Source organism: Chryseobacterium arachidis (assembly GCF_900129245.1).
Taxonomy (GTDB): domain Bacteria; phylum Bacteroidota; class Bacteroidia; order Flavobacteriales; family Weeksellaceae; genus Chryseobacterium; species Chryseobacterium arachidis.
The window spans coordinates 67,875-82,368 of record NZ_FQUT01000010.1 but is presented as its reverse complement, the minus strand read 5'-3'; the positions used below and the strand labels follow the sequence as shown (position 1 = coordinate 82,368).

The 14,494-nt window shown below is 35.9% G+C and carries 13 protein-coding genes; 5 read left to right on the top strand and 8 right to left on the bottom strand.

Going from position 1 to position 14,494, the window contains the following annotated elements; genetic code table 11:
• The first annotated feature begins 73 nt into the window (after positions 1–73).
• Positions 74–1,075, top strand: a complete 1,002-nt coding sequence (locus BUA89_RS16270; RefSeq protein ID WP_072960581.1) for an aldo/keto reductase — start codon at positions 74–76, stop codon at positions 1,073–1,075.
• A 68-nt stretch (positions 1,076–1,143) separates the two neighbouring features.
• Entirely contained in the window at positions 1,144–2,334 is a 1,191-nt protein-coding gene (locus BUA89_RS16265) for an MFS transporter (RefSeq protein ID WP_072960882.1), read from the top strand.
• Between the two features lie 322 nt (positions 2,335–2,656).
• Here BUA89_RS16265 and BUA89_RS16260 read toward each other — a convergent pair whose 3' ends face one another.
• The 7 genes from BUA89_RS16260 to BUA89_RS16230 form a co-directional block, all read right to left on the bottom strand.
• A complete protein-coding gene (locus BUA89_RS16260) occupies positions 2,657–3,049 on the bottom strand; it encodes a DoxX family protein (protein ID WP_072960579.1) in 393 nt (130 codons plus the stop codon).
• A 166-nt stretch (positions 3,050–3,215) separates the two neighbouring features.
• Positions 3,216–3,989 (bottom strand): DUF1223 domain-containing protein, encoded by a 774-nt coding sequence (locus BUA89_RS16255; RefSeq protein ID WP_072960577.1) that lies wholly within the window; start codon positions 3,987–3,989, stop codon positions 3,216–3,218.
• Positions 3,990–4,130: 141 nt separating this feature from the next.
• A complete protein-coding gene (locus BUA89_RS16250; RefSeq protein ID WP_072960575.1) occupies positions 4,131–4,898 on the bottom strand; it encodes a LytR/AlgR family response regulator transcription factor in 768 nt (255 codons plus the stop codon).
• The gene (locus BUA89_RS16245; RefSeq protein ID WP_083531699.1) at positions 4,879–5,895 is read right to left on the bottom strand and encodes a sensor histidine kinase; all 1,017 of its coding nucleotides are present in this window, start codon (positions 5,893–5,895) and stop codon (positions 4,879–4,881) included. Before BUA89_RS16245 ends, BUA89_RS16250 begins: the two co-directional genes overlap by 20 nt.
• Positions 5,896–6,099: 204 nt before the next feature.
• Entirely contained in the window at positions 6,100–6,537 is a 438-nt protein-coding gene (locus tag BUA89_RS16240) for a hypothetical protein (RefSeq protein ID WP_072960570.1), read from the bottom strand.
• Positions 6,537–7,514 carry a heme-binding domain-containing protein gene (locus BUA89_RS16235; protein ID WP_072960568.1) on the bottom strand — a complete coding sequence of 326 codons (978 nt, stop codon included), beginning with the start codon at positions 7,512–7,514 and terminating at the stop codon, positions 6,537–6,539. The genes BUA89_RS16240 and BUA89_RS16235 overlap by 1 nt, the downstream gene beginning before the upstream one ends.
• 189 nt (positions 7,515–7,703) lie before the next feature.
• Entirely contained in the window at positions 7,704–8,450 is a 747-nt protein-coding gene (locus BUA89_RS16230; RefSeq protein ID WP_072960566.1) for an SDR family oxidoreductase, read from the bottom strand.
• 103 nt (positions 8,451–8,553) lie between these two features.
• On the opposite strand from BUA89_RS16230, the gene BUA89_RS16225 reads away from it, so the two are divergent.
• Entirely contained in the window at positions 8,554–8,892 is a 339-nt protein-coding gene (locus tag BUA89_RS16225) for a winged helix-turn-helix transcriptional regulator (RefSeq protein ID WP_072960564.1), read from the top strand.
• 404 nt (positions 8,893–9,296) lie between these two features.
• Here the strand turns inward: BUA89_RS16225 and BUA89_RS16220 are convergent, their stop codons facing one another.
• Entirely contained in the window at positions 9,297–11,516 is a 2,220-nt protein-coding gene (locus BUA89_RS16220; RefSeq protein ID WP_072960562.1) for an NADP-dependent isocitrate dehydrogenase, read from the bottom strand.
• 169 nt (positions 11,517–11,685) lie between these two features.
• Between BUA89_RS16220 and tpx the strand changes: the two genes are divergently transcribed.
• Both tpx and BUA89_RS16210 read left to right on the top strand, forming a co-directional pair.
• The gene (gene tpx / locus BUA89_RS16215) at positions 11,686–12,186 is read left to right on the top strand and encodes a thiol peroxidase (protein ID WP_072960559.1); all 501 of its coding nucleotides are present in this window, start codon (positions 11,686–11,688) and stop codon (positions 12,184–12,186) included.
• A 294-nt stretch (positions 12,187–12,480) separates the two neighbouring features.
• Positions 12,481–14,490, top strand: a complete 2,010-nt coding sequence (locus BUA89_RS16210) for an adenylate/guanylate cyclase domain-containing protein (RefSeq protein WP_143152364.1) — start codon at positions 12,481–12,483, stop codon at positions 14,488–14,490.
• The last annotated feature ends 4 nt before the right edge of the window (positions 14,491–14,494 follow it).

The window sequence follows — 14,494 nt, the reverse complement described above, 5'->3', positions numbered from 1 at the left end:
CGTTTGATTTCTATATTGACATCGTCAGTCGGCTGCTGTAATTTTGTACTATAAATTTTAAATCACAATTATCATGAAATTTAGAAAATTAGGAAACACAGGAGAGCAGTTATCAGCTATCGGTTTGGGATGTATGGGAATGAGCTTTGCATATGGACCGACAGATGAGCAGGAAAGCATCAATACTTTGCACAAAGCATTGGATTTAGGCGTAAACTTCTGGGATACAGCAGACATGTACGCAAACGGAGAAAATGAAAAATTGATTTCAAAAGTTTTAGTACCCAATCGCGATAAAATTTTTATTGCGACCAAATTCGGATTCAGGTTTAAGGACGGAAAAGCAAGCCACAGCGGTGCTCCCGGAACCTATTTTGACGGTTCACCGGAGTGGATCAAAAAAGCGGTTGATTTGAGTCTTCAAAGATTGAAAATTGATGAGATCGATTTATACTATGCACACAGGGTAGATCCGAATATTCCTGTTGAAGAAACTGTCGGAGCCATGGCAGATCTGGTAAAAGCCGGAAAAGTGAAATATTTAGGATTATCAGAAGCTTCCGCAGAATCGATCAGAAAAGCAAATAAAATTCATCCGATTACCGCTTTGCAGTCAGAATATTCATTACTGACAAAAGATGTTGAAAAGGAAATTCTTCCGACCCTCAGAGAGTTGGGAATTACACTGGTTCCGTATTCTCCGTTGGCGAGGGGACTTTTCTCAAATATTAATGATGTTCAGAATTTTGGCAACGAAGATTTCAGAAAATCGCTTCCCCGTTATCAGGAAGAATATTTGGAAAACAACAGAAATTTAGCAAAAGAAATCAATGATTTTGCTCTGTCTAAAGGGGTGAAAGGTACTCAGCTGGCTTTGGCTTGGGTTTTAAATCAAGGTGAAGATATTATTCCGATTCCGGGAACAAAACGCATCAAATATTTGGAAGAAAACATTGCTGCGACGAACATCGAGCTTTCTCAAACCGATCTGGAAACCATAGAATCTATCTTAAAAAAATACCCAAATACGGGTGAAAGATATAACGAAGGTTCTATGAAATTAGTAAACAATTAAAAAACAAATTTAGATTCCTGAATTTGGACTTGGGAATCTGATTTTTCATGAAATTTTTTAGATCAGCAATGGTTACACTTAAAGAAAAAAATAAATTTATTGCTACGATTTTAGCATTTGCCGTAATCCCGATGTCGGGTTTGGCAACGGATATTTATCTTCCTTCAATGCCGAGTATGGCGACCGAATTGCATCAGCCGGAAAGTAATATTCAGCTTACTTTATCGATATTTTTAATCAGTTATGGTTTAACCCAATTCTTTGCAGGAAGTATCGTCGATTCTTTCGGGAGATATAAAATTTCGATGGCATCTCTGGCATTGTTTGTCGTGTCGTTCATCATTACAGCAACAACTCAAAATATCTACATCATCTACGTAATGCGTGTGCTACAAGGAGTTTTGTCTGGATTTGCAGTCGTCTCCAAAAGGGCTTTCTTTGTGGATGTTTATGAAGGGGAGGCGAGGAAACATTATCTCAGTATCATGACGATTGTCTGGTCGGTAGGTCCTATTATTGCGCCATTTATCGGTGGATATTTGCAGAAAAACTTTGGTTGGCAGTCGAATTTTTATGTGTTGGCAGGATACAGCTTACTTCTTCTCATCCTTGAATTTATTTTTTCAGGCGAAACCTTGAAGAAGAGAAATCCTTTCCACGTTGAATTTTTGCTGAAGGAATATAATTCAATGTTTAAAGCCAAAGATTTCTTTTATGGAATGTTAATGTGCGGGTTGAGCTACTCGATGATTATGTTCTTCAATCTGTGCGGATCTTTCATTATTGAACACAAAATGGGTTATTCTGAGGTAGTTGCAGGCTACGTTTCTTTAATCCTTGGATTTGCCTGGATGGCGGGTGGTTTTTTAGGAAAAGCATTAATCAATAAAGCGTTTTTGCCGAAAATCCGTTATGCTAATTTCATTCAATTATTTTTAATCATTTTGATGTTTATTGCATCCTATTTTTCAAACAATATTTACAGTTTGGTGGCATTTGCGTTTTTAATTCACGTGACGGCCGGATTTATTTTTAATAATTATTTTTCCTACTGTATCGGAAGATTCCCAAATTCTGCAGGGATTGCAGGTGGTCTGACAGGCGGAATTGCCTTCATCATCACATCAGCCATCAGTTACGGAATTGTAGCGGTGATCAGGCCTCAGATTCAGCTGGAAGTCGCAGAAGGATATTTTGTTCTAGGAATTTTAGGACTTTTTATTTTAAGTATGATTAAATTAAGAAAGGCACATGCATAATTTTTATATAAGATTTAAATTTTTTTTGATCGTCCACAATATGTTATAATTAAATGCTGTTTGCTGTAATCATGATTATTTTTACCACAACGTATGCTAAGGTTATCCACCAAGTTCACAACTATTGTGTTCCTTGTGAAATCTTTAGTGCGCCTCGTGGTTAAAATCGAAGCATAATGTATAACGGATATTCAAAAAAATTCTTCTACATAATTTCAACAATAAATCCTCTCATTACTGGGAGGATTTATCTTACATAAGTAATTTGAAAAGTTGATATTTGTTTTAGTAAAGACGTTTCTGTTTTGTTTTTACTTTAAAATTATGCTTCTCCGTAAATCAGTTCCGGGGTGTACAATTTTCTGAACATCAGATACGTCACCGAAAGCACTGTAAAGGCGACAATCGCATCAATCGTTGCAGGAAAGCCAAGTACGACGATTTTTGAAAAGAATGCGAAAATAATATCAAAGAACATTCCTGCGAAAACCCATTCTTTCAATCGCAATAATCGGTTGGGAAGTAATAAGACCAGAATTCCTGATAATTTGAATACGCCTAAAATGTAGATAAAGTGTGGCGGATAGCCCAATTGTCGGGTAATGTCCCAAACTACAGGATTTTTTGTCAGTTCAAAGAAGCCGCTCGCTCCGAACCATAATGACATAAAAATTGCGCCTGACCAGAAGATGATTTTTGTTGTTTTTGTTTTCATTTTTTTATTGTTTTAAATGGTTGATATTTTGAATTTTTTAATTGAATTTTTGCAAAGTTTTCTGCAGAATGTCATTCTGACGAAGGAAGAATCTCAACATTGATCAATAGATTCTTCACTTCGCTTTCGCTCCATTCAGAATGACGGAAAAACTGTTGATTTTATGTTAGAAAGAAGCTTCTGCAGATCCTAAAATCGCTCCGCTTTTCACATTTTGAATCATTCCGATAATTTCCCAATCGTTGGTGTTGAAATTTGCCGGAAGTTTGAAGCTCGTCGTTCCTTCAGGAGAATTTTTCAGAGAAATCTGATTTTGCTGATGAACAATCTGCCAATGCACCAGATGACGGCCTTCATTTTCACCTTTCTGGACGTTGGTAGACGATTTTTTTTCAACCAACGTGATTAACAGCTTGTTTTGAGGATTGTTTTCTTGAACTTTAAAATTTACATTAATTTCTTTCTCAGAAACTTTAGCGGATAAATCAATCTTGGCATTGGTATCATTCAATAAAGCGATTTGAATGGCATTTTCTACGGCATCACGGTCAGATCCGATGAATTCTTTTTTACCGTTCACGATCAACTGCGGCGTGTAAACCTGTGAGCGTAAAGTCTGTGCATATTGCTGTTGACGCTTAGAATTTTCTACACTGCTGAATTTGTCTTTCCAACCCAGATTATTCCAGTAATCGACGTGATAGGCGAGGATGTAGACAGGCTGGTCTTTGTACTGCTTTTCAATTTCACCCATCAGCTGATCTGCGGGCGGACAGCTCGAACAGCCTTCTGAAGTGAAGAGTTCCAAAACGGCAAAACCATTGTTGTTAGACGTAGAATTCTGAAGAGTTTCTTCTGCTTTATCGGTGCAGGAAAATGCTGAAACGGTGAACATCAAGGCTACGAAAGCGGCTGTTCCTATTAGGTTTTTAAGTATCATTTCTTTTAATTTGATTCAAAAGTAGATACCTTTCGGGTGCAAAAGAATATAAAAAAGGTTCAACCGGACAAAATGAAAGGTGAACCTTGAAAATATAAACCTGAATTTTTTTGATAAATGATGAAAACGGGAAAATGGAAGTTAACGGTCTTCCAGCCAGGTGAAAAAACTATGCGTTTTTTCTTTATTAATTAAAAGCTTTTCAGGGGTTTCGATGATTAATTTAACCAAAATTTTTCGCTGAAAATAATGCTCCATTTCTTTGATAGCCTTAAAATTTACCAAATACTGTCGGTTTACCCTGAAAAATTGTTTATCAGAAACCTGCTCGGCAACCTGTCCCAAAGATTGAGTCAGCTGAAACTGTTCTTTATCAAAAGTTACGAGATGGGTAATCTCGTTGTGAATATAGAAATAAGCGATGTTTTCCGTAAGAATCGTCGTATATTTTTGATTTTTAAAAACCAAGAAACTGCTTTTGCTTGTCGGTTGCGGCTGATTTATGTTTTTTAACAGAGCTTCTAAATCGGGAAGTTCATTTTTCTGAAAGAATTTTTTTAATTCATCCACTTTTCTCAACGCCTCCGCAATATCTTCTCTGGAGAAAGGTTTTAACACATAATCGACGCCTTTACTTTTAAAAGCATCTAGCATATATTGGTCGAAAGCGGTGCAGAAAACGACCGGACAAGTGATTTCGATCTGTTTGAAAATTTCAAAGGAAAGTCCGTCTGACAGGTGAATATCCATAAAAATCAGATCGGGTTTCACATCTTTCGACAGCGCTTCGACACTCATTTCGATGCTGTCGTAAACGCCAAGGATTTTAGCGTCCGGTTTTAAGTCTAATATTAAATTCTGAAGGGATTTTGCCGCCCGGAATTCGTCTTCAATGATGATGATATTCATTAATAAATGGGAGTTTTATTTGAAAAGTTTTTTCGTCTGAATTAATTTCTATTTCCTGTTCTACAAGATGTTTGTAGCGTAATTTTACATTATCAAGCCCAATTCCCAACGAATCTTCAACCGTCATTTTTTTCTGAATTGGATTTTCAATAATTAATTTATTTTCAGCATTATAAATCCTGATGTGTAAAGGTTTGCTTTGTGAAACCACGTTGTGTTTAATGCAATTTTCAACTAATAATTGTAAGGTAAAAGGCGGAATTAATGTTTTTAAAACATCATTATTGAGTTCGTTCGTCAAGGTAATTCCATCCCCAAAACGGGCTTTTTGCAGGAAAATATAAGAATCGATGATTTTCATTTCTTCCTGAACGGTAATCAAGTCTAATTTTCTGCTTTCTAAGGTAAATCGATAGAAATCAGAAAGTTTCATAATAAAATCAACCGTTTCAGAATCATTGGTTTCCGCCATTGATTTTAATGTATTTAGGCTATTAAAAAGAAAATGCGGATTGATCTGTTGTTTTAATAATTCAAACTGAGCTCCGAGATTATCACTTTTTACTTTTTCCAGTTCCAATTGAACCTGCTGCCCAGTGTAATTATTTTGAAGCAAGGTTAAAAACATATAGCAAACCAGGTTGATTAAAATCCCGCGAACCTCGACCATCAGCATTGTTGGGCCAAAATTAATGTGTGACAAAATAAGCTGCTGTACCCAGGCCAGACCAAACATCACGACCATTCCGAAAGCCAGGATCACCATCAGTCTCGAATACGAAATCTGCTGCCTTCTCTTTCCTGAACTTTGATTGAGCATATAAATGTTGAGATACCACATAATGATCGAAAAAGCCGCTGTGATAGCGGAATTCACGACTGCTTCCTTCCAGTTGAAAGCGTGGGAAGCGAGCTGCGGAACCGAAGATAAAGCTCCCAAAAAAATGGAACTTATCCAGATGACGGCTGGTGAAATTTTTATTTTTTGCTGTTGCATCAAACTGCGAATTTTAAAGATGTTAAGGTAGGTAAAATGCGTTGAATTTAATAGTGAATTGTGAATTTTGCTGGGCAAGTCAATTGTTAATCTTCCAAATGAAAAAATTCACAAGCGAAGCGAATTGACGATTCAGATTTCACATTACAAAAATCCAGAGCCGATTGCTCAACTCTAGATCTTCACATTTCACTTTTACTGTTATTATGGTCTCACGACGGGGTTGTAACTCATTATATATTTTATTCTTTCTTCTTTATTTGTAGGGTTATTCTCGGTCTTTGAACCTGTTTTTAACTGATAAGAAATGTTTCCGTTTTTATCGGTTTTCAAAGTTTCCACGCTTAACAATTCTCCATTAATGGTTCCACCGATGTATTGCGGGTTTTCGTGATATTTCCAGGTCACTAATTTAAATTCTGAATCAGGTTTTGGCTGATGGTTTTCCTGTAGAGATTTCAGGGCTTCCTGATTTCCGTACAAGGCAGATGATGTTTCTTTCACCGTATTTAAAGATGTTGAGAGGAATTTCAAATTTCCGGGATTGAAAATCACACGGTGTAAATCTTTATCCGGTTCATCAATTTTACAGGCTGTGAATAATGCACAAACAGACATCGCGATCAATAGTATTTTTTTCATTATTTCTGAAGGTTTTTAATTAATCTTTCGGTATTTACTTTCATAGGAACATCAAAAAGATATCCTGTTTTTTCGGCTAATTGTCGGTGACAGGCGATGCAGGATTCTCTGGCAAAATCTGCTGTTTTTCCTGTGGGATGAAGATCCGGTCCTGAAAATTTCGCAAATCCCCAACCTTCTGTATCGGTATATTTTTTCGAATCTTTAACCATAAATTGTGCGTTTACAAATTCTCCGGCTCTGATTTCTCCATCGGCTAATTTTTCCTGCTTCCAAACTGATTTTACAACCATACTTCCATCCGGCCACGGGTGAAAATTTTCTGTTTCAATGGCTTTTACAGCAATATCATTTCCGTAAATCACTCTCACCGAATTGTCAAAAAGGGTACTCATACTAATGACTTTCCAGTTTTTATAATCGTCGGTATATTTTACACCGTTGGGTGAAACCGGAAATTTTGAAGGCATATTATTTTCAGAGATTTTAATATTTTGATGAATAATTTTTTCTTCTTTTTTTGCCGGATTTGCACTGGCTAATGAAAGGGTATATTTTTTAATGACATCAATATCCTGTTGTGTGATTTTTGCAGACGGATGAAGGAGTGTGTAATTGTGTAGCGGCATTTTTCCGCTTTGCATCATATTAAGAATAGCATACATATTTCCCTTATGTTCCGCTGGAGACACATCATATTCTGAGAAATTAAGAACTTCTCTGGCTCTTTTCACATCTTTGTTTACTGCCCAGGAAATGGGAGCAATTTTATCATACCAGCTCAGATTTTGCTGATTTGAATGACAGTTGAAACAGGAATTTTCCAAAATAGAAATCACTTCACGAGGTGCTTCAATTTGTTTTGTTGTTGCTTTCCCTTCCAATGGCTGATTGAAAATCTGTAATCCTCCAAAGATTCCCAAAATCACCAGAAAAGCAATGGTAATGGGACTTTTTTTCTTTTTTACCGTATCCATAATAATTCGTTTTTTAATTTTTATGATTCAAAAGTATAGGGTTAAGTGCTCTATTGAAATCAAAGATTAGGTGAACCGGACAAATGAATAGGTGAATCCGTAATTTTTGAAGTTGAATATTTTATGGAAAATACAGCGGCTGGAAGTTTTTCAAACTTCCAGCCGCTGTATTCCAAGTGATAAAAAAATTTATAAAATCATTCCGCCATCGATAAGGATTTCAGTCCCCGTCATAAAGCTTGCCACAGAATTGTCTGATAAGTAAACAACAGCTTTGGCAACATCCTCCGCAGTTCCCATTTTTTGTAAAGGAATTCCGCTGATCAGCCATTCATCAAGACCTTCCAGCGTTTTTTCGTCCAATCCGGCTTTTGTCATAATTTCTGTTTTTGTCGGGCCTGGACTTACCATATTCACTCTGATTTTTCTTGGTGCCAATTCGGCAGCGGCTGTTTTTGCAATAGAATTTAAAGCGGCTTTACTTGCCTGATAAATCGAGCTGTTGGGTTTGGAAGTTGTTGCAACATTCGATGAGAGGAATACCACCGAAGCGCCATCGTTCAGTAAAGGAATAAATTTACTCAAAGTAAAATAAGCTCCTCTGAAATTAATATCCATTACATTGTCAAAATTTTCAGCACTCATATTTTCAATAGAGCCTAAAGTTCCTGTGATTCCTGCATTAATGAACAGAATATCTACTTTTCCAAATTGTTTTTCAACATCAGCTTTTAACGTTTCAATATCTTCCAGTTTTCCCTGATCGGCTACAAACGAAATGGCTCCTAATTCTTCTGCAGCCTTTTCAACAGCTTCTCTTCGTCTTCCTGTGATGATTACCTTTGCACCATTTGCAATTAATTCTTTTGCGGTTGCATATCCAATTCCGCTGTTTCCGCCAGTTACGATGGCTAATTTGTTATTAAATGTACTCATTGTTTTAAAATTTTTGACAAAGTTATTGTAAATTGATATACTTTTGTAACCAGTATCACAGAGTATATCAGTATCATCAATGATATCATTTAACTTTGCAATTATGGAAAGAGATCAGACAGAAGAGCTTAGAGCATTACAGGATACCCTTTATTTCATCGGTGGGAAATGGAGAATTCCTGTCATTAACTCGCTTTGTAACGGCAACAGACGTTTCCGTGAGATTGAAAGAAGTATTCCGGGAATTACTACAAGAATGCTTTCAAAAGAATTGAAAGAAATGGAAATGAATAAGCTGGTTAAGCGAAATGTTTATCCCGAAACTCCCGTTTTAATTGAATATGAACCAACCGAATACTGCCGAACATTTGGAAATATCATCCAGGAAATGATTATTTGGGGTAGGGAACATCGAAAGGTGATTGTGGAGAATAAAATTTAGTTTTCTTAAACACAAATTTCACAAATGATACTGTTAAATATCAGTAGGAACGGGCTTTAGCCCGTTTCCATTTTTAAATACAATCTATTTGGCTTTAGCCAAAACTTAAAAATTTATAATGTACTATGAAATTCATCTCTCCGAAATTAGATTATTACGGAAACTTTTATTTTAAACCATTAAGATTTTTATTAAGGAATTTAGAATATTAAGATGAGCTTTGCTTTTAGCATTGTGCTTATAAAAAATCAATTTGATTTTTCTTAATTAATCTTACTAACTTAAATGTTCTTAATGGTTGAAAAAATTCAGCAATCAAATTGTTCCATTAGTGTTTAAAAAAAGTTTAGACAAACAAAAAGCCCCTTAAAAAAGGAGCTTCTCATTTATATTAAATCCGAAAATTAAATTCCGTCGATGATTTCATTTAAAACTGTGCTTGGTCTCATCGCTGCGTACGTTTTGTATGTATCCGTTTTGTAGTAACCTTCAATATCTTGTGGTTTACCTTGAGCACCAATGAGTTCAGCATTGATAACTTCTTCGTTTTCTTTCATTGCTTCTGCAATTGGAGCGAATTGTTGAGCCAATTCAGCATCGGCAGTCTGGTTTGCCAACGCTTCCGCCCAATACATTGCTAAGTAGAAGTGAGAACCTCTGTTATCGATTTCTCCAACTTTTCTTGCAGGAGACTTATCAGTCGCTAAGAATTTAGCATTCGCTTCATCCAATGCATCCGCTAAAACCTGAGATTTTGTATTGTTTTGAGTTTGTGCTAAATGCTCTAAAGAAGCTTGTAAAGCTAAGAATTCACCTAAAGAATCCCATCTTAAATAACCTTCTTCAATAAATTGTTCAACGTGTTTTGGTGCAGAACCTCCAGCTCCTGTTTCGAATAAACCACCACCGTTCATCAATGGAACGATAGAAAGCATTTTAGCAGAAGTTCCAAGCTCAAGGATTGGGAATAGATCTGTTAAGTAATCTCTCAATACGTTTCCTGAAACAGAAATCGTATCTTTTCCTTCTCTTGCTCTTCTTAACGTTTCAGTCATAGCATCTTTTACGTCAAGAATTTTAATATCAAGCCCGTTTGTATCATGATCAGCTAAGTATTTTTCAACTTTTTTAATCATTTCTCTGTCGTGAGCTCTTCCTTTATCTAACCAGAAAATGGCAGGAGTATCAGAAAGTCTTGCTCTGTTTACTGCTAATTTTACCCAGTCCTGGATTGGAGCATCTTTAGTCTGACACATTCTGAAAATATCACCTTTTTCAACTTTTTGAGAAAGAAGAACGTTTCCGTTTTCGTCCTGAACTTCAACAGTTCCTTCCGCAGAAACCTGGAAAGTTTTATCGTGAGAACCGTATTCTTCAGCTTTTTGAGCCATTAAACCTACGTTCGGAACAGAACCCATTGTTGTAGGATCCAGTTTTCCGTGAGCTTTCATATCATCAATTACAGCTTGGTAGAAACCTGCGTAAGAACGGTCCGGAATGATAGCCACTGTATCTTCTTCGTTTCCGTCTTTGTTCCACATTTTTCCTCCGCCTCTTACCAAAGCAGCCATAGAAGCATCAACAATGATGTCAGAAGGAACGTGGAAATTTGTAATTCCTTTGTCAGAATTTACCATTGCCACTCTTGGTCCGTTTGCCAAAGCAGCTTCGATATCAGCTTTGATTTCAGCTTCCTGAGCATTTCCTTTGATTTTATCGAAAAGATCGGCAAGACCGTTGTTTGGATTGATATCTAAAGACTTGAAAGTCTCAGCATATTTAGTGAAAACTTCTTTGAAGAAAGTTTCTACAATCGCTCCGAAAATAATTGGATCAGAGATTTTCATCATCGTAGCTTTCAGGTGAGCAGAAAGAAGTACGTTTCTGTTTTTAGCTTCTTCAATCGCTTCCTGAACGAAAGCTTTCAAAGCATTAAGATTCATTACAGAAGAATCAATAACTTCTCCAGCCTGAAGACTGGCGTAATCTTTCAACTGAGTTTCAGTACCATCGTTTGCTTTGAAAACGATTTTATATTTTGTAGCGTTTTCTAAAGTCGTTGAAGTTTCGGTTCCGTAGAAATCACCTCCGATCATGTGAGCAACATCTGTTTTGCTGTCAGAAGCCCAATTGCCCATTCTGTGAGGGTTTGCTTTTGCATAGTTTTTAACAGCTTTTGGAGCACGTCTGTCAGAATTTCCTTCTCTTAATACAGGGTTTACAGCACTTCCCAAAACTTTAGCATATTTAGCCTTAATTGCTTTTTCCTCCTCATTTTTAGGCTCAGAAGGATAATTTGGAACAGCAAAACCTTTAGCCTGTAATTCAGCAATAGCTGCATCCAACTGAGGAGCTGAAGCTGAAATATTGGGTAATTTGATAATATTCGCATCAGGTTGAGTCGCCAATTGACCTAATTCAGCCAAAGCATCACCGATTTTTTGGTCATCGTTCAAAAACTCAGGGAAGTTTGCTAAAATTCTTCCAGCCAAAGAAATATCCGGAACCGCGATCTCAATGTTTGCTGATTTTGTAAAAGCTTTTACAATCGGTAAAAACGAGTGTGTAGCCAACATTGGAGCTTCGTCCGTAAGCGTGTAATAGATTTTTGATTTGTCTGACATTATAGTGTAATTTATTATTTGATTTTTAAGACTCACAAATTTAGTTAAAAATTAATTTTTTTAGACCAATACCAAATAAGATTTTCTACTTTAAGATTAATTTAACCTTTAATTGATTGAAAAAGCATCACATTTTAATTAAATTTGGAAAACTTTAAAAAATAATATTATGTCGACGACAATTACATTAAAAGGAAATGAAGTACATACAATAGGAACTTTACCGTCAGTAGGAACTACCGTTAAAGATTTTACCTTGGTAGATTCTGGGCTGAACGTAAAAACTTTGGAAACTTTTTCCGGAAAAAAGAAAGTATTCAATATTTTCCCAAGTATTGATACGCCTACTTGTGCATCTTCTGCCAGAAAATTCAATGAGCAGGCTTCTGCATTGGAAAATACAGTAGTAATCAATGTTTCTAAAGATTTACCGTTCGCATTAGGCAGATTTTGTGCCGCTGAAGGGCTGGATAATGTAGAAACACTTTCGGATTTCAGAAGCAGTTTTGGAGATGATTATGAAGTGACAATTACTGATTCTCCGATGAAAGGGCTTTTGAGCCGTGCTGTAATTGTAACAGATGAAGATAACAAAGTTCTCTACACAGAGCAGGTTTCTGAGATCGCTAATGAGCCTGATTATGAAGCGGCTTTGGCAGCTTTGAAATAATAAAAATTTTATATCAATTTGAATCATTCTGTTATTTAATAGAATGATTTTTTTATTTTTGTTATCAACCTAATAATTATGATAGCCATGAAAATAATAATAAATAACTTCAGACAATATCATTTAGGTTAAAAATAGATCATTATATTGTTGGCGGTGATCAGGATTTCCGAAACAACAGTTGATTGCTGAAAGAAGACTTTATTTTTGAACATCAAGGGAAAACCGTAAGCAAAGGTAAAGAATCAATGAAGATGTATTTTATAATCAGGTTTCATTTTAAATTTAAAAATTTTGAAAAAAAATATACTCTTTACATTTTTACTTTTCATCTTTGCAGTATTGCAGAACATTTGTTTTGCACAAAATTCATTTGAAAAGCCAACGGTTTTTACTGCTCAACAGATCAGAGACGGAGCTTCAATTGAAGGGGAAAGCAAGTTTTATGATAAAGATAATCCTGTTTTTGCTTCACAGGATTTCGATGATTCAGCATGGAAATACATAAACTTCACTTCCAAAAAAGCTTATCATAAAGATCGGCCTTACTGGATTCGGTATTATTTTAAGATCGATTCTGCGATGGTGAACGAATCTCTGTGTTTTAATATCAGCCAGCTTGGCGCTTCGGAGATTTATTTAAACGGGAAAAAGATTGAAAGCATTGGTAAAATAGGAAATGCAAAATCAACTGAATTTAGGATAAAAAATGAGGTTCCTGCTTTGTTTTCTTTAGATAATACGGGGGTAAATGTTTTGGCAATACGATTTCTTCCCATCACAAAAACTAAAAAAACAGTCGTCAACTACAGTCCTATAGCGCTCAATATAAAATTAAATGCTGCTAATGACTTTCTGGATGATAAAGTTGATATGATGCAGGGCTTTAATTTTATTGCAATGCTTATTTGCGGTATTTTTCTTGCGCTTGGGTTTGTTCATTTGCTATTATTTTTATTTTACAGAAAAGCTGTATACAATTTATATTTCTCCACCTACAACTTGTCCATTGGCTTGTTGAGCTATATGGTTCTTTCGTTTTATGAAATGACAGATCCGGATAAAATTAATACATATTCTTTCCTGTCATTTTTATCAATTGTGGTATTTGGCGCATCACTTACCGGTTTTGTCAATACACTCTTTGGAAAAAGCAAACTTCGGCTGAAAATCATGCTTGGTATCGCAGGGATATTTATTATTCTGTTTTATTTCAGCGCAGCACTTGCGGTTAGTTTTGTGTTTTTTTACATATTTATTGCTGCACTAGAATCTTTTTTCCTGATTATAAGAGCTATGATCAGAAGAGAAAAATCTGCATTTATTGTAGGGGGCGGAGTTTTGACGTTCTTCCTTTTCGTCATTATGCTTATTGTTTTTCAGATTTTAGATTCTTTAAATATTGTAGATCCTGATCAGCTTTTCGGGGATGATTTTATGGGGTATGCTCTGGGCTTTATATTTATCAGTTTTCCTATTTCAATTTCGGCGTATTTGGCTTGGGAATTTGCCTCAACCAATCTACGTCTGGTAAAACAGTTGGATGAAGTTAACAGATTATCCGAATTAAATTTAAAGCAGGAACAGGAAAAACAGCAGATTCTTCAGGATCAGAATGATTTGCTTGAAAAACAGGTCGATGAACGAACTTTTGAGCTCCAGAAAGAAAAACAGAAAACAGAGAACTTACTCCTCAATATTCTTCCCCACGAAATTGCCGAAGAATTGAAGGAAAACGGAAGTTCAGAAGCGAAGTATTATGATGAAGTCAGCGTTTTATTTACTGATTTTGTTAATTTTACACAGAGTTCAGAGAAAATGGGCGCCGAAAAAATGCTGGTTGAACTGAATGAATGTTTTACAGCTTTCGATTTGATCATGGAAAAACATGGTTTGGAAAAGATCAAAACCATCGGTGATGCTTATCTGGCGGTTTGTGGTTTACCACTTAAAAATGAATGTCATGCTTATCAAACGGTTTTGGTTGCTTTGGATATCATTAATTTTATTGAAGAAAGAAAAAAGACCAACCCAAATGCTTTGGACATCAGGATCGGAATTAATTCAGGTTCTTTGATTGCCGGAATTGTCGGGGTAAAAAAATTCGCTTACGACATTTGGGGAGACACGGTAAATACAGCTGCAAGAATGGAGCAGAACAGTGAAAAAGGAAAAATAAATATATCGGAATCTACCTACCAATTGGTGAAAGATAAAATTGTCTGCGAATACAGGGGAAAAATCCACACCAAAGGAAAAGGCGATATGGATATGTATTTTGCGCTTGGAATTAAAACTGAATAAAATA